The organism is Segatella copri, from assembly GCF_009495355.1.
Classification (GTDB): Bacteria; Bacteroidota; Bacteroidia; order Bacteroidales; family Bacteroidaceae; genus Prevotella.
On record NZ_VZAD01000076.1, the window covers coordinates 21,993 to 45,426 of the forward strand.

General features: G+C 45.5%; 23 protein-coding genes and 4 tRNA genes. 17 read left to right on the forward strand and 10 right to left on the reverse strand.

Annotated elements, in window-relative coordinates:
* The first annotated feature begins 67 nt into the window (after positions 1-67).
* The 3 genes from F7D20_RS10035 to udk all read left to right on the forward strand — a co-directional run bounded on the left by F7D20_RS10035 (position 68) and on the right by udk (position 2,446).
* Entirely contained in the window at positions 68-1,111 is a 1,044-nt protein-coding gene (locus F7D20_RS10035; protein WP_022252738.1) for an endonuclease/exonuclease/phosphatase, read from the forward strand.
* 48 nt (positions 1,112-1,159) lie between these two features.
* The gene (locus tag F7D20_RS10040; RefSeq protein WP_158463925.1) at positions 1,160-1,729 is read left to right on the forward strand and encodes a uracil-DNA glycosylase family protein; all 570 of its coding nucleotides are present in this window, start codon (positions 1,160-1,162) and stop codon (positions 1,727-1,729) included.
* A gap of 78 nt (positions 1,730-1,807) precedes the next feature.
* Positions 1,808-2,446, forward strand: a complete 639-nt coding sequence (gene udk / locus F7D20_RS10045; RefSeq protein WP_158463926.1) for a uridine kinase — start codon at positions 1,808-1,810, stop codon at positions 2,444-2,446.
* 493 nt (positions 2,447-2,939) lie between these two features.
* Here udk and F7D20_RS10050 read toward each other — a convergent pair whose 3' ends face one another.
* The 6 genes from F7D20_RS10050 to F7D20_RS10075 all read right to left on the reverse strand — a co-directional run bounded on the left by F7D20_RS10050 (position 2,940) and on the right by F7D20_RS10075 (position 9,922).
* Entirely contained in the window at positions 2,940-4,733 is a 1,794-nt protein-coding gene (locus F7D20_RS10050) for a M6 family metalloprotease domain-containing protein (RefSeq protein WP_158463927.1), read from the reverse strand.
* A 58-nt stretch (positions 4,734-4,791) separates the two neighbouring features.
* Positions 4,792-5,622, reverse strand: coding sequence for an EFR1 family ferrodoxin (locus F7D20_RS10055; protein ID WP_158463928.1), 831 nt, complete (start codon positions 5,620-5,622; stop codon positions 4,792-4,794).
* A gap of 2 nt (positions 5,623-5,624) precedes the next feature.
* Positions 5,625-6,011: a DUF1573 domain-containing protein gene (locus tag F7D20_RS10060; RefSeq protein WP_158463929.1), complete on the reverse strand. Its 387-nt coding sequence runs from the start codon at positions 6,009-6,011 to the stop codon at positions 5,625-5,627.
* 145 nt (positions 6,012-6,156) lie between these two features.
* A complete protein-coding gene (gene uvrA / locus F7D20_RS10065) occupies positions 6,157-9,015 on the reverse strand; it encodes an excinuclease ABC subunit UvrA (RefSeq protein WP_158463930.1) in 2,859 nt (952 codons plus the stop codon).
* A 90-nt stretch (positions 9,016-9,105) separates the two neighbouring features.
* A complete protein-coding gene (gene rlmH, locus F7D20_RS10070; protein WP_158463931.1) occupies positions 9,106-9,576 on the reverse strand; it encodes a 23S rRNA (pseudouridine(1915)-N(3))-methyltransferase RlmH in 471 nt (156 codons plus the stop codon).
* A 10-nt stretch (positions 9,577-9,586) separates the two neighbouring features.
* Positions 9,587-9,922, reverse strand: coding sequence for a DUF4491 family protein (locus F7D20_RS10075; RefSeq protein ID WP_158463932.1), 336 nt, complete (start codon positions 9,920-9,922; stop codon positions 9,587-9,589).
* A 183-nt stretch (positions 9,923-10,105) separates the two neighbouring features.
* On the opposite strand from F7D20_RS10075, the gene F7D20_RS10080 reads away from it, so the two are divergent.
* Positions 10,106-11,857: a phospho-sugar mutase gene (locus F7D20_RS10080; protein WP_158463933.1), complete on the forward strand. Its 1,752-nt coding sequence runs from the start codon at positions 10,106-10,108 to the stop codon at positions 11,855-11,857.
* Positions 11,858-12,256: 399 nt separating this feature from the next.
* Here the strand turns inward: F7D20_RS10080 and F7D20_RS10085 are convergent, their stop codons facing one another.
* The 3 genes from F7D20_RS10085 to F7D20_RS10095 form a co-directional block, all read right to left on the reverse strand.
* Positions 12,257-12,655 (reverse strand): hypothetical protein, encoded by a 399-nt coding sequence (locus F7D20_RS10085; protein ID WP_158463934.1) that lies wholly within the window; start codon positions 12,653-12,655, stop codon positions 12,257-12,259.
* 146 nt (positions 12,656-12,801) lie between these two features.
* Positions 12,802-13,167: a hypothetical protein gene (locus F7D20_RS10090; RefSeq protein WP_158463935.1), complete on the reverse strand. Its 366-nt coding sequence runs from the start codon at positions 13,165-13,167 to the stop codon at positions 12,802-12,804.
* A gap of 114 nt (positions 13,168-13,281) precedes the next feature.
* On the reverse strand, positions 13,282-14,313 hold the full coding sequence (locus F7D20_RS10095) for an asparaginase (RefSeq protein ID WP_158463936.1): 1,032 nt from the start codon (positions 14,311-14,313) through the stop codon (positions 13,282-13,284).
* 223 nt (positions 14,314-14,536) lie between these two features.
* Here F7D20_RS10095 and thrS point away from each other — a divergent pair, with 223 nt between their 5' ends.
* The 13 genes from thrS (at position 14,537) to F7D20_RS10160 (ending at position 22,977) form a co-directional block, all read left to right on the forward strand.
* Positions 14,537-16,489 carry a threonine--tRNA ligase gene (thrS, locus tag F7D20_RS10100; RefSeq protein ID WP_158463937.1) on the forward strand — a complete coding sequence of 651 codons (1,953 nt, stop codon included), beginning with the start codon at positions 14,537-14,539 and terminating at the stop codon, positions 16,487-16,489.
* Between the two features lie 396 nt (positions 16,490-16,885).
* Positions 16,886-17,572 (forward strand): translation initiation factor IF-3, encoded by a 687-nt coding sequence (gene infC, locus F7D20_RS10105; protein ID WP_158463938.1) that lies wholly within the window; start codon positions 16,886-16,888, stop codon positions 17,570-17,572.
* An 81-nt stretch (positions 17,573-17,653) separates the two neighbouring features.
* Positions 17,654-17,851: a 50S ribosomal protein L35 gene (gene rpmI, locus F7D20_RS10110; RefSeq protein ID WP_022111351.1), complete on the forward strand. Its 198-nt coding sequence runs from the start codon at positions 17,654-17,656 to the stop codon at positions 17,849-17,851.
* Positions 17,852-17,890: 39 nt separating this feature from the next.
* Positions 17,891-18,235: a 50S ribosomal protein L20 gene (gene rplT, locus F7D20_RS10115; protein ID WP_022111350.1), complete on the forward strand. Its 345-nt coding sequence runs from the start codon at positions 17,891-17,893 to the stop codon at positions 18,233-18,235.
* Positions 18,236-18,527: 292 nt separating this feature from the next.
* Positions 18,528-18,601: transfer RNA gene (locus F7D20_RS10120), tRNA-Pro, on the forward strand.
* Between the two features lie 31 nt (positions 18,602-18,632).
* Positions 18,633-18,706 (forward strand) — tRNA-Pro (locus F7D20_RS10125).
* 31 nt (positions 18,707-18,737) lie between these two features.
* Positions 18,738-18,811, forward strand: a tRNA-Pro gene (locus tag F7D20_RS10130).
* A 31-nt stretch (positions 18,812-18,842) separates the two neighbouring features.
* A tRNA-Pro gene (locus F7D20_RS10135) sits at positions 18,843-18,916 on the forward strand.
* 73 nt (positions 18,917-18,989) lie between these two features.
* Positions 18,990-19,565: an AAA family ATPase gene (locus tag F7D20_RS10140; protein WP_022251610.1), complete on the forward strand. Its 576-nt coding sequence runs from the start codon at positions 18,990-18,992 to the stop codon at positions 19,563-19,565.
* A gap of 29 nt (positions 19,566-19,594) precedes the next feature.
* The gene (locus F7D20_RS10145; RefSeq protein ID WP_022251611.1) at positions 19,595-19,954 is read left to right on the forward strand and encodes a CidA/LrgA family protein; all 360 of its coding nucleotides are present in this window, start codon (positions 19,595-19,597) and stop codon (positions 19,952-19,954) included.
* On the forward strand, positions 19,951-20,643 hold the full coding sequence (locus F7D20_RS10150; RefSeq protein WP_158463939.1) for an LrgB family protein: 693 nt from the start codon (positions 19,951-19,953) through the stop codon (positions 20,641-20,643). Before F7D20_RS10145 ends, F7D20_RS10150 begins: the two co-directional genes overlap by 4 nt.
* A gap of 123 nt (positions 20,644-20,766) precedes the next feature.
* Positions 20,767-22,281 (forward strand): right-handed parallel beta-helix repeat-containing protein, encoded by a 1,515-nt coding sequence (locus F7D20_RS10155; RefSeq protein WP_158463940.1) that lies wholly within the window; start codon positions 20,767-20,769, stop codon positions 22,279-22,281.
* Between the two features lie 105 nt (positions 22,282-22,386).
* Positions 22,387-22,977, forward strand: coding sequence for a tetratricopeptide repeat protein (locus F7D20_RS10160; RefSeq protein ID WP_158463941.1), 591 nt, complete (start codon positions 22,387-22,389; stop codon positions 22,975-22,977).
* Here the strand turns inward: F7D20_RS10160 and cdd are convergent.
* Complete coding sequence (gene cdd, locus F7D20_RS10165; protein ID WP_022251615.1) at positions 22,939-23,418, reverse strand: cytidine deaminase; 480 nt, start codon at positions 23,416-23,418, stop codon at positions 22,939-22,941. The genes F7D20_RS10160 and cdd overlap by 39 nt on opposite strands.
* Positions 23,419-23,434 lie beyond the last annotated feature (16 nt).

A 23,434-nucleotide genomic window follows, 5' to 3' on the forward strand; every position in this document is an offset into this window, starting at 1 on the left:
CTTTTCTTACTGATAATTACAATTTAATAGCTACTTTTGCAGTAAACAAATTTTAAAACTATAAATAATGAAACGACATTTGCTATTCTTGGCGGCTCTTTTGATAGTCAATTTGGCTGCCTCTGCCCAGAAGAAGTTCTCGGTTTACGCCGTTGGTTTTTACAATCAGGAGAATCTCTTTGACACCTGTCACGACGAGGGAAAGAAAGATTACGAGTATTTGCCTAACAAGGGCTGGAACGGCATGAAGTACACCAATAAGTTGCGTAATATGTCGAAGGCTTTGGCGGATATGGGAACAGACGTGCTTCCTAATGTGGGGTGTGCCTTCATCGGACTTTCCGAGGTGGAGAACCATAAGGTGCTTGATGCCTTGGTAGACCAGGCACCTCTTAAGGCCCGCAATATGAAATATGTACATATCGAGGGTCCCGACCGTCGTGGCATCGACTGTGCGCTGCTCTATAATCCTTCGCTCTTCAGTGTGAAGAATGTGAAGCTGTTGCCTTATGTGCAGGAGTTGGCAAAGGACAGCGCCTTCTTCACCCGTGGCTTCCTCACCGTAAGGGGAGAGATGGCTGGTGATGATGTGGCGGTGATCGTATGCCACTGGCCAAGCCGTTTCTCAGGTCCTTTCTATCGTGAGTCGGCTGCGCGACAGGTGAAGGTGATCAAGGACAGTCTTCTGAATGTGAACCAAGAGATGAAGATCTTTGTGATGGGCGATATGAACGACGATCCAGTGAACAAGAGCATGCACGTCTATCTGCAGGCTAAGCCCGAAATCAGTCAGGTGGGAGCTGGCGATATGTACAACCCCTGGTACAACGTTCTGGCAAAGGAAGGCAAGGGCACCTTATTCTATAGTGGCAACTGGAACCTCTTCGACCAGATAGTGATTACTCCTAATCTGCTCAACAAGGATGCCAAGAAGAAGGACTACTCTTCGCTGAAATACTGGAAGAGCCATATCTTCCGTCGCGATTACCTCATCCAGCAGGAAGGTCAGTACAAGGGAGCTCCGCTGCGTACCACAGCGGGCGGACGCTGGCTCAATGGCTACAGCGACCACTTGCCTGTAGTGATGTATCTCGTGAAGGAGAAGAAGTAACTTTTTACGGTAAAAAAGTAAAAAGGTAAAAAAGTAAAAAGGTAAAAAATGATAGAAAATCATCCTTTTGAGCCGTGGCTGCCATCGAATGCCCATCTGCTGATGCTCGGCACTTTCCCGCCTTCGCCCAAGCGCTGGTGCATTCCTTGGTATTATCCTAACTATCAGAACGATATGTGGCGCATCTTCGGGCTTATCTTCTTCGGAGATAAACTTCATTTTGTCGATGCAGAGAACAAACGCTATCGTGAGGCAGAACTGAAGAGCTTTCTGCAGGAGAAAGGTGTGGCTATCTACGACACGGCTCAGAAGGTGATACGTACCAAGAATACGGCTTCAGACAAAGACCTACAGGTGGTGGAGCCCTCCGACCTTGATGGTATGCTCAGAGCATTGCCCCAATGCAGGGCTGTGCTTACTGCAGGACAGTTGGCTACCCGCATCTTCTCCGAGCATTACGGCATTACAGCCACTCCGCCTATGGGAGGCTATGTGGAGTTCGGTTTCGATGGACGTATTCTCAGACTCTATCGCATGCCGAGCAGCAGCAGGGCTTATCCCTTAGCCGTGGAAAAGAAGGCTGAATATTATCGCAAAATGTTCGAAGATGTGCTCTAAGTGTATGTGCTACCAAAGTGTAGCTCTTTTAACTTCTATAACTTCAGAACCTGATAAAGTTCAATAAAAATTAAAACTATGGATAAAGACAAAATAACCATCATCGGTATAGCCGGAGGAACCGGCTCGGGCAAAACCACGGTAGTGAGAAAAATTGTTGAGGCTTTGCCTCCTCACTTTGTGGCTGTAGTGCCTCTTGACTCTTACTATAACGACACAACGGGCATGACAGACGAGGAGCGTCATGCCATCAACTTCGACCATCCTGATGCTTTCGACTGGAAGTTGTTGCACAAGCAACTCAACGATTTGCGTAACGGAAAGGCTATCGAGCAGCCTACCTACAGTTACCTCAAGTGCAACCGTGAGGCAGAGACGATTCATGTAGAGCCCAAGCCTGTCATTATTATAGAGGGTATTATGACGCTGCTCAACAAAAAGTTACGCGATTTGATGGATCTAAAGGTTTTTGTGGATGCCGATCCCGACGAGCGGCTGATCAGAAACATTCAGCGCGATACTATCGACCGCGGACGCACGGTCTCTATGGTCGTAGACCGCTATCTGAAAGTGCTCAAGCCCATGCACGAGCAGTTTATTGAACCTACCAAGCGCTATGCCGACATTATTATTCCTGAGGGCGGTGAGAATGTGAAGGGTATCAATATTCTTTGCCGCTATGTGGAAGGTTTGGTGAAAGATATAGAAGCTAAGTAATTTGTCTGTATTTTTATGCTGTATATTCATACGGTAATAGCCAAAAAAACGTTTCCCAGTTAGGTTTTTTAATCCGCCTAATTGGGAAAATATTTTTTCCTAACTATGAATTTTTTTTTCATAGTTAACTAAGCTATGGCTGTGAATATATATGCAAAAGTATTCTTGCTGTCTTATTCTTGTTTTATAGCAAGAAATAGAACGTGCAGCACAAATAATAACCTCCGCTTTAGCGACTGTGAAAGCGGAGTTTAACATATTATTTCCCTTTGCCGTAGAATTGTGCAAAGATACAAAATACAATTTGTGGGAATGTCGAAGAGTGTTGCAGACTGTCGTTAAGTACATGACCTAAAGAAGCGCTTCCTTAGACCCTAAAGAAGCGCTTCGTTACACCTTAAGGAAGCGCTTCGTTAACACCTAATAAAGCGCTTCGTTAAGTCTCATAGAAGCGCATCATCAGAATGGATGCTTGCGCTTCCTTAAAATTGCCTTATTTTATCACCACTTTCTTCTTGCCGATGATGTAGATTCCCTTCGTCAATTTGCTTGCATCATTGCCGAGGTAACGACCATCGAGGGAGAAGATCTGCTTTGTAGTCATATCAGTTTCATCTACAGAAGGGAGCTGGATGGCGCTGATATTATTAAGATAGTCGAAGGTGATGACTCCATTTTCTTCCTTGATATTATAGATAGGCTTCTCTAAGGTGCTGTTGTTGAGTACGACACTCAAAAGTTCGGTCTTATTTGTAGCACCTGGGAAAGGATCGCCTTGGAGACTTTCCTTGTACTGATCGTCTGTCCATTGTTTGCCATCACCATGGTTGTAGTCAGAGATTACATAACCATCAGCTGGAACAATCATAACTTTTGGCTTGCCTATAGTGTTATTTGGATTGTCAAAGAGGTTGACATCTTTGTTGTTATAGTCAATTCGCCAAACCAACATACCTGTTTTGTAAACTAATGCTACACCTGTCCACCATCCGCCTATCTGGATGTTTTGTAACAAGAGGTACTCATTGTTTTCTCCCTTTATTTTATAAGCTACCCTTTCTTTGCCGTATGATTTGAGAGTAACAGTCTGCTTTTCATCGCTCAGTTCTATAGGTGTAGCCCATCCCATGGCATCCATTTCCCAAGGTGAATAAGGAGTGGGGCAGTAGCCGCCATTATAAGTATATTCTCCTCCATCCATCAAATCCCACATTTCTGGGTTTTGGTTATCTACTTTTGATGCGTCAACAGTAGGGTAAAGGTCGGGCAGACCGAGCGTATGAGAGAATTCATGGCAGAACAGTCCGATTCCGCTAAGTAAGAAACCGTTCTTTTGGTTCAATTCCCGTCCAAAGTTGAGTTCTGCATGAACTCCATATCTGCAGACCTTTTTGCCGTCATAGGTTCCGAAACTGTCATTACCAGGTCCAGACTTTGGCCAAATGTCATTTGGATTGCCCGACATGCTGGCAGGATAACCTGCATAGATGAGATACACGAGATCTACCATTCCGTCACCGTCTGCATCATATCGTGAAAAGTCAACATCTTTATCGGCTGCTTTACAGGCATCGCTGACAAGGGCATAGGTGTTGTCTTTGTCACCTTGTCCATAGTAAAGAGAAGAATGATTGAGTTTATACGGACCTACAACATCAAACTTTGGAGTGTATGTGCCCTTACTCATGTCGTAAAAATAGTCAGAAACACTTCCTTTGTTGCGTAACTTATTATTCTTGTATGAACCTGTATATGCCTCATAACCATCAGGTAAGTTGTTCTCATCCTTTCCTTTAAGAAAGTGCTCAAAAACATTCTTGGCTTTCTCTCCACTTTGGAAGGGTGTGTCAGAAAACTCAACCAGAATAACCAATGCTTTTGGACTGCCACTATGTGGGAAATACTTCACTCCGCTGTTTCCGGTACCCATTGCTTTTGCTGGTGATGCCTTTTTAATGGCATAACTTCTAAAGCGTGAAAGGTCTTGCTTTTTGATGGCTTTGATTTCTGCAGGCACACGTTTGTTGGCATTATGGGCAATATAGTTTGTTGCTTTCAATGTGCCGTATGAGGTAGTTTCTGCAATATAGTAGTTGTTTCCTTCTTGTACAAGAAGAACTCCATCCTCTGTGGTGAGCCAATTGAAATGTTCGTCACCGTATATTCTGACGTTTAATTCTGTTCCGTCGCTCTGTGTGACAGTGACTATGCCTGGGTATGCTTTTGCCGCAAATCCGCTAACGATGCCCATCAGAGCAAATGTGATGCTAAGTAAAATCTTCTTCATTTGTCTATAGAATTATTTAGTTATTATTCAAGTTTTGGTAGGTGATAGACAGTTACACCTATTTATAATAATATTGTCCTTTCTTCTGTGTCTGTCTGCCAAACTCGATGGCATGATGTGGACAATGATGATAGCAAGAGAAACAGGTGAGGCAGTCGTCGTGGTGGAGCCATACGGGTTGCTTGCCTTTGCCTCCAGAGATGTCACCCACAGGGCAGACGTTGGCACAGATGCCGCATTTCACGCATCGCTCTTCCACTACATGGAAACGCTTGTCGGTGATGAGCACATGCTCGAAGAATCCTCCTACTATGTGGGTGAAGAACCAGGGAAGCGGACCTTCCGTCAGATGGCTGATACCGGTCTTTCGCTCTCTCAGGTCTTCGCAGATGGCTTTCAGCTGCTGTGCTGCCTTCTCCTTCTTGCGCTTCTCCTTCTCGGAAGGATCTACATCCATGAATGGTAAGCCCACATACGACTCAGGCATGATGAGCGAATAAGCTGAGTCGGGCTGGCTGATGCCCATCGCCTGCAACTGATGGTTGGCCTGCAGGCATTTGTTGAGTGTGTCGATCGTTTTCCCGATGCTGTCGCCTGCAGTGCATACTGCATAGCAGAAAGGTTTGCTGTCAGGAGAAATACCATCGCCGAAGGGTTTCAGTCTCAGTCGGCTGACGAACGAACGCACCAGTCTTGGCACTCTCCAGCCATGAACGGGGAAAACGAAACCAAGCCGTTCACCTTCTTTCAAGGCAAACGGCTCGATGTCTTTATCGGCTGAAAGATAGTCGGAATAGTCGGCTATGTTGATCAGTCGTTCTTGCGTGGCAGCCCCAATCTGAATGGCGGCCCAGCGTGTATTTCCTGTTCCTGAGAAATAGAATATCATTACTACTTCTTGACTTCGGTCATGACACCTTCTATATACAGACGAGTCATCTCTACAGTGCCGTTGGTACGTACGGTGATGCTCTTCTTGAAGTGACCGGGCCATGTGCCGTCGCTTTTGTAAGTTACCTCAATCTGGCCCTTCTGACCAGGAGCTATTGGAGCCTTGGTGTACTTGGGCACGGTGCAGCCGCAGCTTGCCAATGCCTGATTGATGATAAGAGGCTTGTTGCCTACATTGGTAAATGTGAATGTAGTCTTGTGGATCTTCTCTGTCTCAGGGAATGAGCCAAAGTTGTGAGTCTGCTTGTCAAACTTGATTTGAGCCTGTGCGTTGGCGCTCAGAGCGCAGCAAACTGTCATACATATAAAGAGTACAAACTTTTTCATTTTCTTTCTTTTTTAAAAATGTAACGTTTTCTGTTCTTTTAAGTTTTGGATGCAAAATTACACATAAAGTTTAGTATGTCTCTACTTTTTTACATCTTTTAGCATCTCTTGTGGCGTATTTACCTCAGTTTAATAGCTTTTCGCCTTATTTTGGCAGATATTTCTTCAGAAATTGTCCTGTGATGCTGCCTGGGCAGGCTGCCACTTGCTGAGGTGTACCGCAGGCTACCAGGTTGCCACCCTTGTCTCCTCCGTCGGGGCCTAAGTCTATGATATAGTCTGCACACTTGATGACATCGAGGTTATGCTCGATAACCACCAGTGAGTGTCCGCGCTCTATCAGGGCGTTGAAGGCATGGAGCAGACGTCGGATGTCGTGGAAGTGAAGACCGGTGGTAGGCTCGTCGAAGATGAAGAGTGTGGGTTCCTGTTCCTCCTTGCCGATGAAGTAGGCGAGTTTGACACGCTGGTTCTCACCTCCCGACAGGGTGCTTGAGCTCTGACCGAGCTTGATATAGCCCAGGCCCACTTCCTGCAGAGGCAGAAGTTTTCGTACGATGATGCGGCACTGGTCGAAGTCGTCGTCGCTATGCGAGTTTTTCTCGTCGCTGAAGAACTCGATGGCTTCGTTCACAGTCATGTTGAGCACATCGTTGATGTCCTTTCCTCCATATCTCACGTCCAGTATGTCGTGCTTGAAGCGCTTGCCGTGGCATGCTTCGCAGGTCAGGGTGAGGTCTGCCATAAACTGCATCTCGATGGTGACATATCCGGCACCCTTGCATTCCTCGCATCGTCCGCCTTCGGTATTAAAGGAGAAATACTGTGCTGTAAAGCCCATCTGTTTAGCCAGAGGCTGGGCGGCAAAGAGCGTGCGGATGGCATCGTAGGCTTTCAGATAAGTGGCAGGATTGCTGCGTGTACTCTTGCCTATAGGGTTCTGGTCGACAAACTCGATGTGTCGGATGCTCTTCCAGTCGCCTTCCAATGAGGCAAACTCGCCAGGAGCATCAGCCACGAGGTCGAGTCGGCGGCGGAGGGCAGGGTAGAGTATGCCCTTGATGAGCGACGACTTGCCCGAGCCCGACACACCTGTCACTACTGTAAAGACATTGAGAGGTATCTCCACATCAATGCCTCGCAGGTTGTTCATGCGAGCCCCTCGGATGGTGATGCACATGTTCCATGCCCTTTGTGAGGCAGGACATTCTATCTCCTCGTCGTGGGTGAGGTAGCGTATGGTGTAGCTCTTGGGGTAGCGGTCCAACAGTTTCTGTTGGGCGGCCTTGTCGGTAGTATCGTACTCGGAGGCAGGTCCGGCATAGACCACCTCGCCACCTAAGCGTCCTGCATCGGGACCTATATCTATGAGATAGTCGGCAGCCCGCATGATTTCCTCATCGTGTTCCACGACAACCACGGTGTTGCCCAACTGTTGCAGTTCGCGAAGTACCTTGATGAGGCGGTCGGTGTCACGGCTGTGCAGTCCGATACTTGGCTCGTCGAGGATGTACACACTGCCCACGAGCGAAGAACCCAGGCTCGTGGTCAGGTTGATGCGTTGGCTCTCACCACCCGACAGACTGTTGCTGAGTCGGCCTAAGGTGAGGTAACCCAATCCTACATCGAGCAGGAACTGCAGGCGGTTGTTGATTTCGGTAAGCAGTCGTTTGCCGATGCTCTGCTCGTGTTCTGTAAGCTCCAACTTGTCGAACCAAGCTTTCAGATTGGTAATCGACATTTCCACCAGTTCGGTAATGCTTCTTCCGCCTATCTTCACATAGGTGGCTTCCTTCTTGAGTCGTGTGCCATGGCAGTCGGGACAAACTGTCTTTCCACGGAAACGGCTCAGCATCACTCGGTATTGTATCTTGTACTGGTTCTCTTTCACCATTTGGAAGAAGGCTTCGATACTCACCTGCTCGTGGATGTCCTTTTTGCGGTCGCAAGGCAATCCGTGCCAGAGCATATCCTTCTGTTTCTGTGTCAGATTAAAGTAAGGCTCGAAGATTGGGAAGTCGTACTGTGCAGCACGGCGGATGAACTCTTTTTGCCACATGCCCATCTTCTCGCCACGCCAACAAACCACGCACCCATCATACACACTCATTGAGGTGTTGGGGATGACGAGTTTCTCGTCGATACCTATCACACTTCCGAAGCCCTCGCAGGTAGGACAGGCCCCTAAGGGAGAGTTGAAGGCAAACATATTGTCGGAAGGATCTTCGAAGGTGATGCCGTCTGCCTCGAAGCGGGTAGAGAAGTCGTAGCAGATATGGCTGGGAAGGAACAGAAGGCGGCAGGCACCATCGCCCTCATAGAAGGCAGTCTCAGTAGAGTCGGTGAGTCGGCTGATGTCGCTCTTCTCCTCGCTTACCGATGAGCGGTCGATAACAAGGTAGATGTCCTGAGCTTCGGCTTTTCCGTCGAAGTCCTCGATACGTACGAACTCATCTTTCACCAAGATGCGCGAGTAACCTTCCTGCAGATACATCTCCAACTGGCGGTCAAGAGTGCGTCCTTCTGCCACATGGATAGGGGCAAGAATCACAAACTTGGTGCCAGGAGAATACTGTCGGGTGCAGGCCAGGACGTCTTCAGTGGTATGTCGCTTCACCTCCTCGCCGCTGATGGGTGAGAAGGTTCTTCCTATGCGTGCATAGAGCAGGCGCAGGTATTCGTAGATCTCGGTAGTGGTTCCTACTGTGGAGCGAGGATTGCGCGAGATGACTTTCTGCTCGATAGCAATAGCTGGCGGCAAGCCTTTGATGAAATCACATTCGGGTTTGCTCATTCTGCCCAAGAACTGGCGGGCATAGCTTGACAATGACTCTACATAGCGACGCTGGCCTTCGGCATAAAGAGTGTCGAAAGCCAATGACGACTTGCCCGATCCCGATACGCCTGTTATGGCTACAAACTTGCCCTGAGGAATCTTGATGTCGATATTCTTCAGGTTGTTGGCCCTGGCTCCTTTGATCTCAATATATTTTTCTTTTGCCATTTAGTAACTTTTTTTATTTCCTCCTTTTTTACCTTTTTACCCTTTTACTTTTTTACCCTTTTACTTTTTTACCTTTTTACCTTTTTACCTTTATTCATGATGATATGGCTCACCTTTTATAATAGTGCATACCCGATAGAGGGCTTCGGTGAAGATAAGTCTTACCATCTGATGGGAGAAGGTCATCTTGGATAGCGAAATCTTCTCGTTGGCACGGTCGTATACCGCCTGAGAGAATCCATACGGACCACCAATGACGAAGACGAGTCTTCGTGAAGTAGCCTGCTTGCGCTCTATCCATTTGGCAAACTCGATGCTGCGAAACTCCTGTCCATGTTCGTCCATCAGCACTACTGTGTCAGAAGGCTGCAGCTGTTTCAGTATCAGTTCGCCTTCGCGCTCTTTCTGTTGCTGTTCACTCAGACTCTTTGTGTTTTTGAGTTCGGGAATGGTGGTGATGGTGAAAGGCATGTAATGGGTGATACGCTCGGCATAATCCTTGATGCCAGCAATGAAATGCTTGTTGATGGTTTTGCCCACCAGTATGAGTTCAGTCTTCATTTTCCGTCTTTTACTTTCGTTCTTCGTCCTTCACCTCATCCTTATAATAACCCTTGCCGATGCGCTTGGGATTTTTAGGAAACCATCCTTTCTCGCAACGTTGTTTCTGCTCGAAGAGCTCACCGATACTCCAAAGACAGGAGGCTCCCAAAACGCCATGAATAGCCGACAGAAGAACGTCCTCTATCAGGAATGCCGCAGCGATGGTGGCTAATCCCAGAACGAGAAATACCCACCAGTAGCGGGTGCCAGTGTAGTATTCGGTCTTGATGACAATAGGGTGGAAGATTCCTATAATGAGAAATGTGCTGACGGCAATGATGATGCCTGTGAAATGTAATTCCATGTTTAATATTTTTATTGTTACTGATATTGTTACTGAAAATGGTACAATCTTGTCCAAAAGATGACCAAATATATTTTAGAATGCAAAAATACAAAAAAATCTTCAATCTTGCTTTTGTTTCTCGGATATTTTATATATCTTTGCAAAAAGAACTAAAATAACAATTATATAATACCATTAACTATGGCTAATAACACAGAATTAATTAAGCAGTGTGAAGAAAGAGCTCAGCAGTGGCTCACACCTTCATTCGATGAAGAAACCCGTAAGGAAGTAAAGGCAATGCTCGACGCAGAGGACAAGTCTTCTCTCGTTGATGCATTCTATCAGAACTTGGAGTTCGGTACTGGTGGTTTGCGCGGTATCATGGGCGCAGGTACCAACCGCATGAACAAGTATATCGTCGGCATGGCTACCCAGGGCTTTGCTAACTACATCCTCAAGGCTTTCCCTGGTGAGGAGAATCTGTCGGTAGTGGTAGGTCACGACTGTCGTAACAACTCTCGTCTCTTCGCTGAGACCGTAGCTGCCATCTTCTCTGCCAATGGCATCAAGGCTTATCTCTTCGAGAGCCTCCGTCCTACACCAGAGATTTCTTTCGCTATCCGCGAGCTCGGTGCCAAGGCTGGTGTCAACGTAACAGCTTCTCACAACCCTAAGGAGTACAACGGTTACAAGGCTTACTGGAGCGACGGTGCTCAGGTTCTGGCTCCACACGATACAGGTATCATCGAGGAGGTAAACAAGGTTACTATTGACCAGGTGAAGTTTGAGGCTAACTGGGATAAGATCAAGATTATCGGTGGTGAGATGGATTACGACTACATGACAGCCGTTCATTCTGCTATGATTGACCAGGATGTCATCAACCGTCAGAAAGACCTCAACATCGTTTATTCAGCTATGCACGGTACAGGTCGTGTCATCGTACCTCTCTGTCTGCGTTCTTGGGGCTTCCAGAATATCAATGTAGTTCCTGAGCAGATGGTTGTAGATGGTAACTTCCCAACAGTAGTTTCTCCTAACCCAGAGAATGCAGAGGCTATGACCCTCGGTATGAAACTCGGTACTAAGTTGAATGCTGACCTCGTGGTTGCTACCGACCCTGATGCTGACCGTCTGGCTATCGTTTGCCGTGACGATAAGGGTGAGTGGATGATTATCAATGGTAACCAGACCTGCATGATGTTCTGCTACTACATCATCGAGAACAAGAAGAAGTTGGGCAAGTTGAAGCCAACAGACTTCCTCGTGAAGACCATCGTAACTACAGAGGTTATCGCTGAGATTGCCAAGAAGAACAACGTAGAGTTGCGCGACTGCTACACTGGCTTCAAGTGGATTGCACGCGAGATTGCTATCTCTGAGGGCAAGCAGCAGTATATCGGTGGTGGTGAGGAGAGCTTCGGTTTCTTGCCATACGACAAGGTTCGTGATAAGGATGCTCCTGCTTCTATCTGCCTGATTTGCGAGATTGCAGCCTGGGCTAAGGACCATGGCAAGACTCTCTACGACCTCTTGATGCAGATTTATGCAGAGTATGGCTTCAGTAAGGAGTTTACCGTCAACGTGGTTCGCCCTGGCAAGACTGGTGCTGACGAGATTAAGCAGATGATGGCTGATTTCCGTGCCAACCCTCCAAAGGAGTTGGGTGGCAGCAAGGTGGTTACCTGGAAAGACTATCAGACATTGGAAGAAAAGCATGCTGACGGCAGTGTGGAGAAACTCAACATGCCGACAACAAGCAATGTGTTGCAGTGGTTCTGTGATGACAATACTAAGGTAAGTGTTCGTCCTTCAGGTACAGAGCCAAAGATTAAGTTCTATATTGAGGTGAAGGATTCTACCTTCAAGTGTGCTGGTTGTTACAACCGTTGTACAGCAGCTGCTATGGAGAAGATCGAGGCTATCAAGAAGAGCTTGAACTTGGAATAGACAGGTTTTTAGTTATGGAGGTAATACCTCTATAGTATCTCTTATTTATAACTGCGGGTGACTGAGAAGTTGCCTGCAGTTCTTATTTTGTATAAAAGACTGAACTTTAGCAAGTTTAGAAGTTGTAGAAGTTAAAGAAGTTATCACGTTAAACCACACTCCCTTCGGTTTTGAATAGAAAAGCTTCGAAAAATGAAAGCGGCTTCGATAGTCAATAAAGCCTATTGCGTAGAGCAATGAAAGCGGCTTCGTAAGCAGTTGAAGCCTATTGCATTATTCTGATATTTTGCGAAAGTTGAGTAAAAGAAATAACCCAGGGCGGAAAGCCCTGGGTTTATTGTTGTACTTTGGGTGCTTTTGCAGCTATCCCATTGTGAGGTCTTTGCTCTTTACTCAGACTTAATCGAAAAGTTCGGCAAAGGCTTCTGCTGTCTTTCCTTCGTAAACCACCATGTCGGTAACAGGTTTGTAGCTGAAGTCGACAAAGCGAAGCAGCTGGGCTCCTACAAACTGATGGTCTTTAGAGATGCAGGTGTCCAATCGCATGTTGCCCATATCGCTCTTGCTGTACTTCTTGCCCTTGTTGCGCTGTTCCATAATGGTGTTGTTGCCGCCATTGAGCAGTTTCTCTAATTGTCCGCCTACTTCTACCGAGTATTCATTCTGGTTAACTTTGATGACACTCTGTGAAGGTTTATAGACAGCCTGAGTGAAAAGTCCGAAGCATGTTTTCTTTATTTCGATTTCTGGAAGCGCCTTCAGTTGGTCGCACATTTCCAAATGGTTGATACTTGCCATAATTTAAGTTGTTTATATATTGTCTGTTTTTTTTGAATTTGATATAACTCACCAGTCCTATGCCCGTCTTCGAACATAGGTAAACAGTGAGGTTGATGACTTCCCGAAAAGGAAAAACTCGTGATTCTTTTTTGTACAGGCAAGTGTCAGCAAAGAAGATGCCGCAGGCAAATGACATAATATTTGCTTGCAACATCAAAATGGATAGGCGCCGATTCCTGGCGCTCGTGTCCACGGTAGGTGGTTAAAAGAAAATGATAAAAATGATTCTTGAGTGGTAGCTTGTTGGGCGTTGATGTTTCGGAAGCCCAGCATGGTATCACTCTCTGTGGTCGGGCGTTACAGATGCGATAAATGTTGCTCGAATCGGTAAGTACCGCCTGTTGTTGAGGCTTATGCTCTTCTACTTTCTGCAGTCTGTCTTTAGTGACAGGCGCAGCATGGCTCTCTCCATAGCTTCCGAAAGCCATGGCAAGTACCAGTGTGATGAAAAGTAGAATGCGTCTTAGCATATATTGTTCTTTCTATTCTATACTTTATATATAGGCACTTCGCCTACACATTATATTATATATAATCCACAAAGCCTATATCTTTTTATATATAGCTTCTTAGGGTACATTGGTTTATAGTGTGATTTCACCCGCAAGCGATTGTTGTAACTTCTCACGTACTATCTTGTTGTCGCTGTATCGGCCTTGCAGGTACATCAGCTTGGTGACAGCTGCTTCCACGGTACTGTCGCGTCCACTGATAACGTGGGCTATCTTTAGCTGGAAGCCGGCTCCGTATCTGCTCATTTCCACACTTCCCGTAAGACATTGACTGATATTGATGATGTTGACACCGCGATGGGCAGCCTGGTCGAGCAGACGCATAATCCAAGGTGCCTGAGGAGCATTGCCCGAGCCGTAAGTTCGCATCACAATGCCTCGTAGAGTAGGTGACTCGAGTACATGACGCACGATGGCATCCTGTATGCCTGGAAAGAGACTGAAGACGATGACGTTCGGATCGAGCTTCAGGTGTGGAACCATAGGCTTGTCATAGTCTGGCGTCAGGATGTGATGGTCGTGGAAGGAGAAGTTGATGCCCACATCGCAGAGATGGGGATGGTTGAAGGAGTCGAAGGCATGAAAACCTTCCGCATTAATCTTGATGGCTCGGTTGCCTCGCAGCAGTCTGCCATTAAAGAAGATGCATACCTCTGGAACCATAGGTCTTCCTTCCTTGTTCTTCATCGAAGCCAATTCTATAGCAGTCATGAGGTTCTCCTTTCCGTCGGTTCGCAACTCACCAATAGGCAGCTGGCTTCCTGTGAGGATGACAGGTTTGGTGAGGTTTTCCAACATAAAGGAAAGGGCTGATGCTGTATAGGCCATGGTGTCGGTTCCATGCAGGATGACAAAACCGTCATATTCTTCGTAATTATTGGCTATCAGTCCTACTAATTCTGCCCACCGCATAGGATCCATATCACTGGAGTCGATAGGTGGGTCGAATTTACGTACATCGATGTCGGCTTGTATGAGCTGGAATTCGGGCATTGAGGAAACTAAATGGTTGAAGTCAAGAGGCTCAAGGATACCAGTCTCGACATTTTTTCCCATGCCGATGGTTCCTCCTGTGTATATAATCAAAATCCGAGCTGCCGCCATATCTTGTACTTTTAATCTTTTTATTCCTTAAACTTATTGTAGGGTTATGCATTTTTTTTGTTTCTACCTCCTCTTTTAGTGTAGAGATGGTGAAAATAAATGTTTCCTGTCTGCAAAAATACAATAAAAAATAGTCAGAACAAAAAAAAGTTGGAAAAATATGTGCGTCGTATGCAAAAAAGCATTACTTTTGCATTTGATTTAATAAAAATACTAAGTTGTTATGGTAAAAATCACATTCCCAGACGGATCTGTTCGTGAGTATGAGCAGGGCGTAACTGGTTTACAAATCGCCGAGAGTATCTCACCGGCTCTCGCTCGCAACGTTGTATCTTGCGGTGTAAATGGTGAGACAGTAGAGTTGAACCGTCCTATCAATGAGGATGCTAATGTAGAACTCTATAAGTTTGAAGATGAGCAGGGCAAGCATACCTTCTGGCATACTTCTGCCCACTTGCTCGCAGAGGCTCTTCAGGAGCTTTATCCAGGCATCCAGTTTGGTTTCGGTCCAGCCGTAGAGAGCGGTTTCTTCTACGATGTGATGCCAGCTGAGGGTCAGGTGATTTCTGAGAATGACTTCGCTAAGATTGAGGCTAAGATGATGGAGCTTGCCAAGAAGAACGAGCCTGTGGTTCGTAAGGAGATTGCTAAGGCTGATGCACTCGCTGAGTTCAAGGCCGACGGTCAGCAGTACAAGTGCGAGCACATTGAGCAGGACTTGGAGGATGGCACCATCACCACATATACCCAAGGTAACTTCACCGACCTCTGCCGTGGTCCTCACTTGATGAGCACTGGTCTTATCAAGGCCGTGAAGATTACAAGTGTGGCTGGTGCTTTCTGGCGCGGTGATGCCAAGCGTGAGCAGATGACCCGTATCTACGGTATCAGCTTCCCTAAGAAGAAGATGCTCGATGAGTACCTCGTGGTTCTCGAAGAGGCTAAGAAGCGCGACCACCGTAAGATCGGTAAGGAGATGGAACTCTTCATGTTCTCTGAGCGTGTAGGTAAGGGTCTTCCTATCTGGTTGCCAAAGGGTACACAGCTCCGTCTGCGTCTGCAGGAGTTGCTCCGTTCTCTCCTGAAACCTTATAACTATCAGGAGGTTATCTGTCCAGGTATTGGTGGCAAGAGCCTCTATGTGACATCTGGTCACTATGCTCATTATGGCAAGGATGCATTCCAGCCTATCCAGACTCCTGAGGAGGATGAGGAGTATATGCTTAAGCCAATGAACTGTCCTCACCACTGCGAGATCTATGCTCGTAAGCCTCGTTCTTACAAGGATCTTCCTTTGCGTATTGCAGAGTTCGGTACCGTGTTCCGCTATGAGAAGAGCGGTGAGCTCCACGGTTTGACTCGTGTCCGTACATTTACTCAGGATGATGCCCACATCTTCGTCCGTTCAGATCAGGTGAAGTCTGAGTTCGAGAATGTAATCGACGTAATCTTGAAGGTATTCAAGATCTTCGGTTTCGAGAACTACGAGGCGCAGATTTCACTCCACGATCCTAAGGATACCGAGAAGTACATCGGTTCTGAGGAGATTTGGGCAGAGAGCGAGAACGCTATCCGCGAGGCTTGCAAGGAGAAGGGTCTTGAGACTCGTGAGGAGGTTGGCGAGGCTGCCTTCTATGGTCCTAAGCTCGACTTTATGGTAAAGGATGCCATCGGTCGTCGCTGGCAGTTGGGTACTATCCAGGTGGATTACAACTTGCCAGAGCGTTTCAAGCTGGAATATACCGCTGAGGATAACTCAAAGAAGACTCCTGTGATGATCCACCGTGCACCATTCGGTTCATTGGAGCGTTTCACAGCCGTTCTCATCGAGCATACAGCCGGTCACTTCCCATTGTGGTTGACTCCAGACCAGGTTGCTATTCTTCCTATCTCAGAGAAGTTCAACGATTATGCCCAGAAGGTACGTCAGTACTTCGACAAGCAGGGCGTTCGTGCTTTGGTAGATGACCGTAACGAGAAGATTGGCCGTAAGATTCGTGACAACGAGTTGAAGCGAGTTCCTTATATGGTTATCGTAGGTGAGAAGGAAAGCGCTGAGGGTTTGGTTTCTATGCGTAAGCAGGGTGGTGGCGAGCAGGCTACCATGTCAATGGAAGAGTTTGCTCAGCGCATCAATGCTGAGGTAGCTGAGCAGTTGAAGGCTGCTGAGGAGTAGGCCTTTTCAAGCTGATATATATATTAGTCACGCAGATTTCGCAGATTTCGCAGAATTTCTTTGGGTATTCTTTGTGGGGGTATTCGGAAAATTGGCGTAGTTTGGGTAATCTGCGTGATTTTTTTAGGGAAATACTTGTTGTTTCATAGATGACGGGAACCTCATCGCTACAATATACTTAATGCTTAAGAATATCGCAAGAATGAAAAGACTACGTCATCTACGAAATCTGCGATCCCTAAAACAAGCCTTGTAAGTGAATTTTGCGTGATTTTTTTATTACCAGCAGCAAAATATGTGGCAAAAATTAAAAATAACTCTTTGAAAATTTGGAGAGTTGACTAAAAAATCGTAACTTTGCAGCCGTTTAATAAAAAATTGACATTAGAATAGTTAATGAAGAATGACAAAATGAAAAATCAGTATCGCGTAAATGAACAGATACGCGTACGTGAAGTAAGAGTAGTGAGTGAAGGCGGATCTGAAGTGATGCCAACACGCAAAGCCCTTGATATGGCTCGCCAAGAAGGAGTAGACCTCGTGGAGATTTCTCCAAATGCACAGCCACCTGTTTGTCGTATAGTCGACTATTCTAAGTTCCTTTACCAGCAGAAGAAGCATGCAAAGGAAATGAAGCAGAAGCAGGTGAAGGTAGAGACAAAGGAGATTCGTTTCGGACCTCAGACTGATGAGCATGACTATCAGTTCAAGTTGAAGCATGCACAAGACTTCCTTAACGAAGGTAACAAGGTGAGAGCCTATGTGTTCTTCCGTGGTCGAAGCATCCTTTTCAAGGAACAGGGTGAAGTTCTTTTGCTTCGTTTTGCCAACGACTTGGAAGAGTATGGCAAGGTAGAGCAAATGCCTAAGCTTGAAGGTAAGAAGATGTTCCTCTATCTCAGTCCAAAGAAGGCTGGTGTAGCCAAGAAGAGCCAGCAGAAAATGGATCGTGAGAAGCGTGAGGCTGAAGCCAAGGCTGCTGCGCAGGCAGAACGTGATGCCAATGCAGAGAAGAATGGTTTGCTTGCCAACGCTAAGGGTGGTGATGCCCTGAAGAAACTCGCAGAGAACAACGAGGATTAATAGAGAAAAAAGAGATGCGTAACGCCGTGGTATATGCGTTGCCATCCGTTAAATAAATAACAATTTAAATTAAAAGTAAAAATGCCAAAAGTAAAGACTAATTCCGGCGCAAAGAAGAGATTCCGTTTCACCGGTACAGGTAAGATCAAGCGTCATCACGCTTATCACAGTCACATCTTGACTAAGAAGACAAAGAAGCAGAAGAGAAACCTCCTTGGTGAGACTCTCGTAGATCGTTCAAATCTGAAGCAGGTACGCGACTTGCTCTGCCTTCGTTAATTATTAACTTTTTAGTCGAACTTTTAAAGAAAGAAAATTATGCCAAGATCAGTAAATCACGTTGCATCTAAAGCAAAAAGAACAAAAATCTTGAAGCTCACTAAGGGTTATTATGGAGCTCGCAAGAATGTATGGACAGTAGCTAAGAACACTTGGGAGAAGGGTCTTACCTACGCTTATCGTGACCGTCGTAACAAGAAGCGTAACTTCCGCGCATTGTGGATTCAGCGTATCAACGCTGCTGCGCGTCTTGAGAACATGAGCTATAGCCAGTTGATGGGTGCTCTGCACAAGGCAGGTATCGAGATTAACCGTAAGGTTCTCGCTGACCTCGCTGTAAACAACCCTGAGGCTTTCAAGGCTATCGTTGACAAGGTTAAGTAATCGAGTCACTACATTAAGCTAAAATAAAAGTTGCATTTCTCACGTTTTATTCGTGGAAATGCAACTTTTTCTTTTAGTATGAAACTACGAGGATGTTCTGTAAATCATATTGTTGTTGTGTGTAGGGGGCTGTTGCTCCTGTCTATGATTGCTTAGATGTTCTTTTTTTGAGGCATTTTTGGAAAAAAGTTAATGAAAAATTTGGTGGAATCAAAAAATAGTACTACCTTTGCAACCGCAAATCAGAAATGCAGTTGATACTGTGTACAAGATGAGCTAAAAAGAATATAAACGGGGTGTAGCGCAGCCCGGTAGCGCTCCTGGTTTGGGACCAGGTGGTCGCAGGTTCGAATCCTGTCGCCCCGACTTATTCTTAGTTCATTTATGTATTGTATTTCGGGGTGTAGCGCAGCCCGGTAGCGCTCCTGGTTTGGGACCAGGTGGTCGCAGGTTCGAATCCTGTCGCCCCGACTTATTCTTAGTTCATTTATGTATTGTATTTCGGGGTGTAGCGCAGCCCGGTAGCGCTCCTGGTTTGGGACCAGGTGGTCGCAGGTTCGAATCCTGTCGCCCCGACTTATTCTTAGTTCATTTATGTATTGTATTTCGGGGTGTAGCGCAGCCCGGTAGCGCTCCTGGTTTGGGACCAGGTGGTCGCAGGTTCGAATCCTGTCGCCCCGACAATAAGGCTAAGAAGAATTTTCTTCTTAGCTTTTTTGTTATATGTAAATTGATACACTAAATAGTTTTCAGTATGATAATAACAATAGCAAGGCAGTGTGGTTGTGGTGCTGCAAATGTTGGTAAGTTGCTTTCGAAGCATTATGGTATTCCTTTTTATACTCGTAAAAACTTGCTGGAGATGGCTGACAAAAGAGGTATGCTTGACGAGATGGAATCTTTTTTTGATGAACGTCCTGTCGATGAGTTGCTCTTTGCCATTTCTTCTTTTGGAGAGAATAGACGCGACTTGACGGAAAAGCCATTGCATGCTCTTGCTGCAATGATAGGAGATGAGGACTGTATCATCATTGGAAGATGTGGTAATTATATTTTCAGAGAACGCAAGGATCTGGTATCGCTCTTCTTGAAAGGAGGTCTTGATGAGCGTGTGGATGCAGTTCAACAGGAACAACATATTTCTTTTGCGGATGCCAAGGATTTCGTAGAACATACAGATGAGTGCCGTGAGGCTTATCACAAATATTATACGGAGTTGACATGGGGTAATGCTCAGGATTATGATTTGTGTGTTGACAGTGTGCGTTTGGGTACAGAGAAAACAGCGAGATTTATTGAGCAGTATATTCAAGAAATAAAAAACAAATAATGTTTTCTTAGAAAACCATATAGTTAACAATGAAATATCTCATACAGTTTTTGATTATCATCGCTTTTTCTTTTATGGGTGAATTGCTCCATTACTGCCTGCCGTTGCCCATTCCAGCGAGTATTTATGGTATTGTCTTGCTCTTTATGGCTCTTGAACTGAAATGGATCAAAGTGAAGGATATTCGTGAGACAAGCAGCTTTCTGATTGCAGTCATGCCGGTAATGTTCATCCCCGCTGCTGTAGGACTCATAGATTCGTGGTCGGCTATCAGCAATGCCTGGTTGCAATATGTAGTAGTTACAATCGTCAGTACGTTTGTTGTAATGGGAGTGTCGGGAGTTCTGACGCAATATGTTATACGAAAAGGAAAGGAAAAGAAAAAATGATGTCTGTATTTCAAGATTCGGTATTTTTCGGTGTGCTGCTTAGTTTGGCATCTTACAGCATTGGTCTGGCTTTGAAAATTAAGACGGGTTGGTCTTTGATGAATCCTCTTTTGATATCTATCGTGTTGGTAATTGTGGTTCTGTTGATAACAGGTGTCAACTACTCTTCGTATAATGCCAGCGCCAATTGTATCAGTTTCCTTCTCACTCCGGCAACCATATGTCTTGCTGTGCCTTTGTATCAGCAGGTGGAACTATTGAAGCGTAATTATAAGGCAGTGCTGATAGGAATCTCGTCGGGTGTGCTTGCCAGTTTGTGCTCTGTATTGATTCTGGCAATACTTTTTCATTTCGATCATGCCGCTTATGTCACTTTCTTGCCAAAGTCAATCACGACGGCGATAGGTATTGGTGTGGCAGAAGAGTTGGGAGGACATGTCTCTGTATCGGTAGTAGTCATTATCATTACAGGAGTGTTGGGAAATATCTTTGCTGAGATCTTCCTTAAACTGTTGCGTATAGAAGAACCAATTGCCAGGGGTATAGCCATAGGTTGTTCGTCTCATGCACTTGGTACAGTCAAGGCCATGGAAATGGGAACGATAGAAGGAGCTATGAGCAGCCTCTCTATTGTGGTATGTGGTGTGATGACCGTTATAGGCGCTTCTATCTTTGCCTTGTTCTTGTAGGGTAAGTTGGTGGTGAGTGCACGAAGGGAACTTTTGGTGTGCATTATTTCTTAAATAGCCTTAACTTCTCACATGTGAAATGGCATAAAGCAATAAGATGGGAATTTTTTCGTTATATAGATAATGAAAAAGATTAAAGCTATATTTTATATAATATGTGTAGTCTTCGGACTGATGACAGCCTCGTGTGTAGATGATGACAGTTTTACAACATCTGCAAGTGATGTGCTGTCTTTTTCCGTGGATACGTTGAGTCTGGACACAACTTTCTCTAACGTACCTACACCTACTAAGACCATGTGGGTTTATAATCGCGCGGGCAAAGGTATCAGATGTCAGTCTGTGCGACTGGAAAGTGGTAATCAGAATGGTTTCAGAGTCAATGTAGATGGTACTTATCTTGGACAGACTTCTGGTTTTCAGACTCAGGATGTGGAAATACGCAAGGGAGATAGTATCAGGGTGTTTGTTGAGCTTACTTCCAAATTGCAGCATACTGATGTGCCCAATCTGGTAGAAGACAATCTGATATTCCTGCTTGAGAGTGGTGTGCAACAGAAGGTGAACCTCAATGCATATTCCTGGGATGCCGAGTTTTTGAAAGATAAGATAATTGCCAAGGGGGTAAACGAAGTCTTTTCGAATCAGGGAAAACCGATTGTCGTATATGGAGGCATCAAGGTAGACAGTACTGCCACATTGACAATCAAGCCAGGTGTGAAACTTTATTTTCATGAGAATGCCGGACTTGATGTATATGGAACACTGAAGATAGAAGGTGAAAAAGGCAACGAGGTTTTGTTGAGGGGAGACCGCATCGACAATATGTTTGACTATCTGCCTTACGACCGTACTCCTGGTCAGTGGCAAGGTTTGCGACTTCGTAGTTCCTCGGTTGGAAACAAAATTCAGTTTGCGGATATCCATAGTGCGTATAATGGTATAATGGTTGATTCTTGTCATGACGAGACTGTCTCAAAATTGTCAAAATTAGAACTGTTGCAGTCTACTGTTCATAATTGCCAGGGATATGGAGTCATGGTAGACTCTGCTGCCATTGTCAAGATAGAGAATTGTCAGATATCCAATACGCTGAATCATTGTCTTTATGTCTATGGCGGTTCGGTAACTATGAATTATACAACCTTGGCTCAGTTTTATCCATTTGATTCTCGCCGTAAGTCGGCATTAGGATTCAAGGCGCCTGTATATCAGTTGGATGTAACCAACTCTCTTGTCACGGGCTATGCTGATGATGAAGTGGTATGGACGCCAGTAGAGGAACAACCTCTGAAAGCTAACTTCAGTTACAGTGTATTGCGTACAGTGGAGATGAATGACAAGGATAAGGAAAAGTGTCCTGATGTAGTCTTTGGTGACAGTATTCTCTATGAGAAAGGCGATTCTATAGAGCGTGAAGGTAAGTACATTTTCTTCGGAAAAGAACATTTCGTGAAATTTGATACAGATAATTTAGTATATGACTTCCGTCTTCTAAGTAAGTCGGCAGCTGTGGGATGGGCAAATCCTAAGTCTTCGGCACCTGATAGAGACGGCACAGAACGAGAACAAGAAAAACCTGATGCAGGTTGTTATCAGCATCGGGAAAAGGCAGAAGAAAGCGAAAGCGGCAAATAACAGAAATTGGCAAAGGAAAGGACATATATGCAGAACTTGCTATATAAGAGCAAAGGGTTGGCTACGAGATGGCTAACCCTTATTGCTTTTGTTTTCGTTTGCCTTTTGACACATGCCCAAAGCGCTCCAACCCACAACAAGCAAAAAGATGCAGAGCAATTGGGTAAGGCTTTGGAATACTTCGCTTCCCAGAAATATCATGAGTGTCTGCTTATCCTACAGGGACTGGATAAGCAATATCGTCTGAACCCTCGTTATAAAGCATATTTGGGTGTATGCTATTATTACGAGTGGGACTATGAGAATGCCGTAAAACATCTGACTGTCGCAATTCCCAAGTTGGTGAACTTCGCACCCCATGAGCGTTCTTTTTACTATTGGGCCTTGGCTGAGAGCTATTTTAATCTCAGGCATTACGAGAAAGCTGTACCCTGCTATCAAGATATGCTCAAACTGTGCTATGAAAAAGAGCGTGCCGAGGCATATTACCGTTTAGGTTTCTGCTTTCTGTTTGGCGAAGACTGGGCTGATGCATGGAGCAACTTTTATGCAGCCCAGAACTGTTTTCGTAAATATCGGCCAGGCGAAGAACCGGCTCGTATGGCGCAGATAGGAAATATGCTGAAGGCACTGAATGGCAAAGTGGCAGGCGAGGCTTTAGTGCATATTGGCATCAACAAAGCTAAAGGGAAGTAAGTCCTTGATGCTTTCAAACACATAGATGCCCTCTGTGCCGTATAGCAAGATGCGTACAGGTCGCTGGTAACGGTCTTCTATCTCGAGTACTACTTGTCGGCAGGCACCGCAAGGTGATATGGGCGACTTCAGCAATCCATTGACATTTCTTGCGGCTATGGCAAGGGTTGTGATAGGCTGATCGGGATGATTGGCCTGTGCGGCAAATATGGCTGTACGCTCAGCACACAGTCCAGAGGGGAATGCTGCATTCTCCTGATTAGCTCCAATAACAACATTTCCGTTTTCTAACAAGCAGGCTGCTCCTACGTGAAAGTTGCTGTATCGTGCATATGAATTATTTGTCGCGTCAATGGCTTTTTGTACCAATGCTTGTTCTGCAGGGGGCAGTTCGTCGGGTTGTACTAATAGATAATTGATGGCTGTTGTCAGTTTTTTCATATCGGTTTTCTCGTTT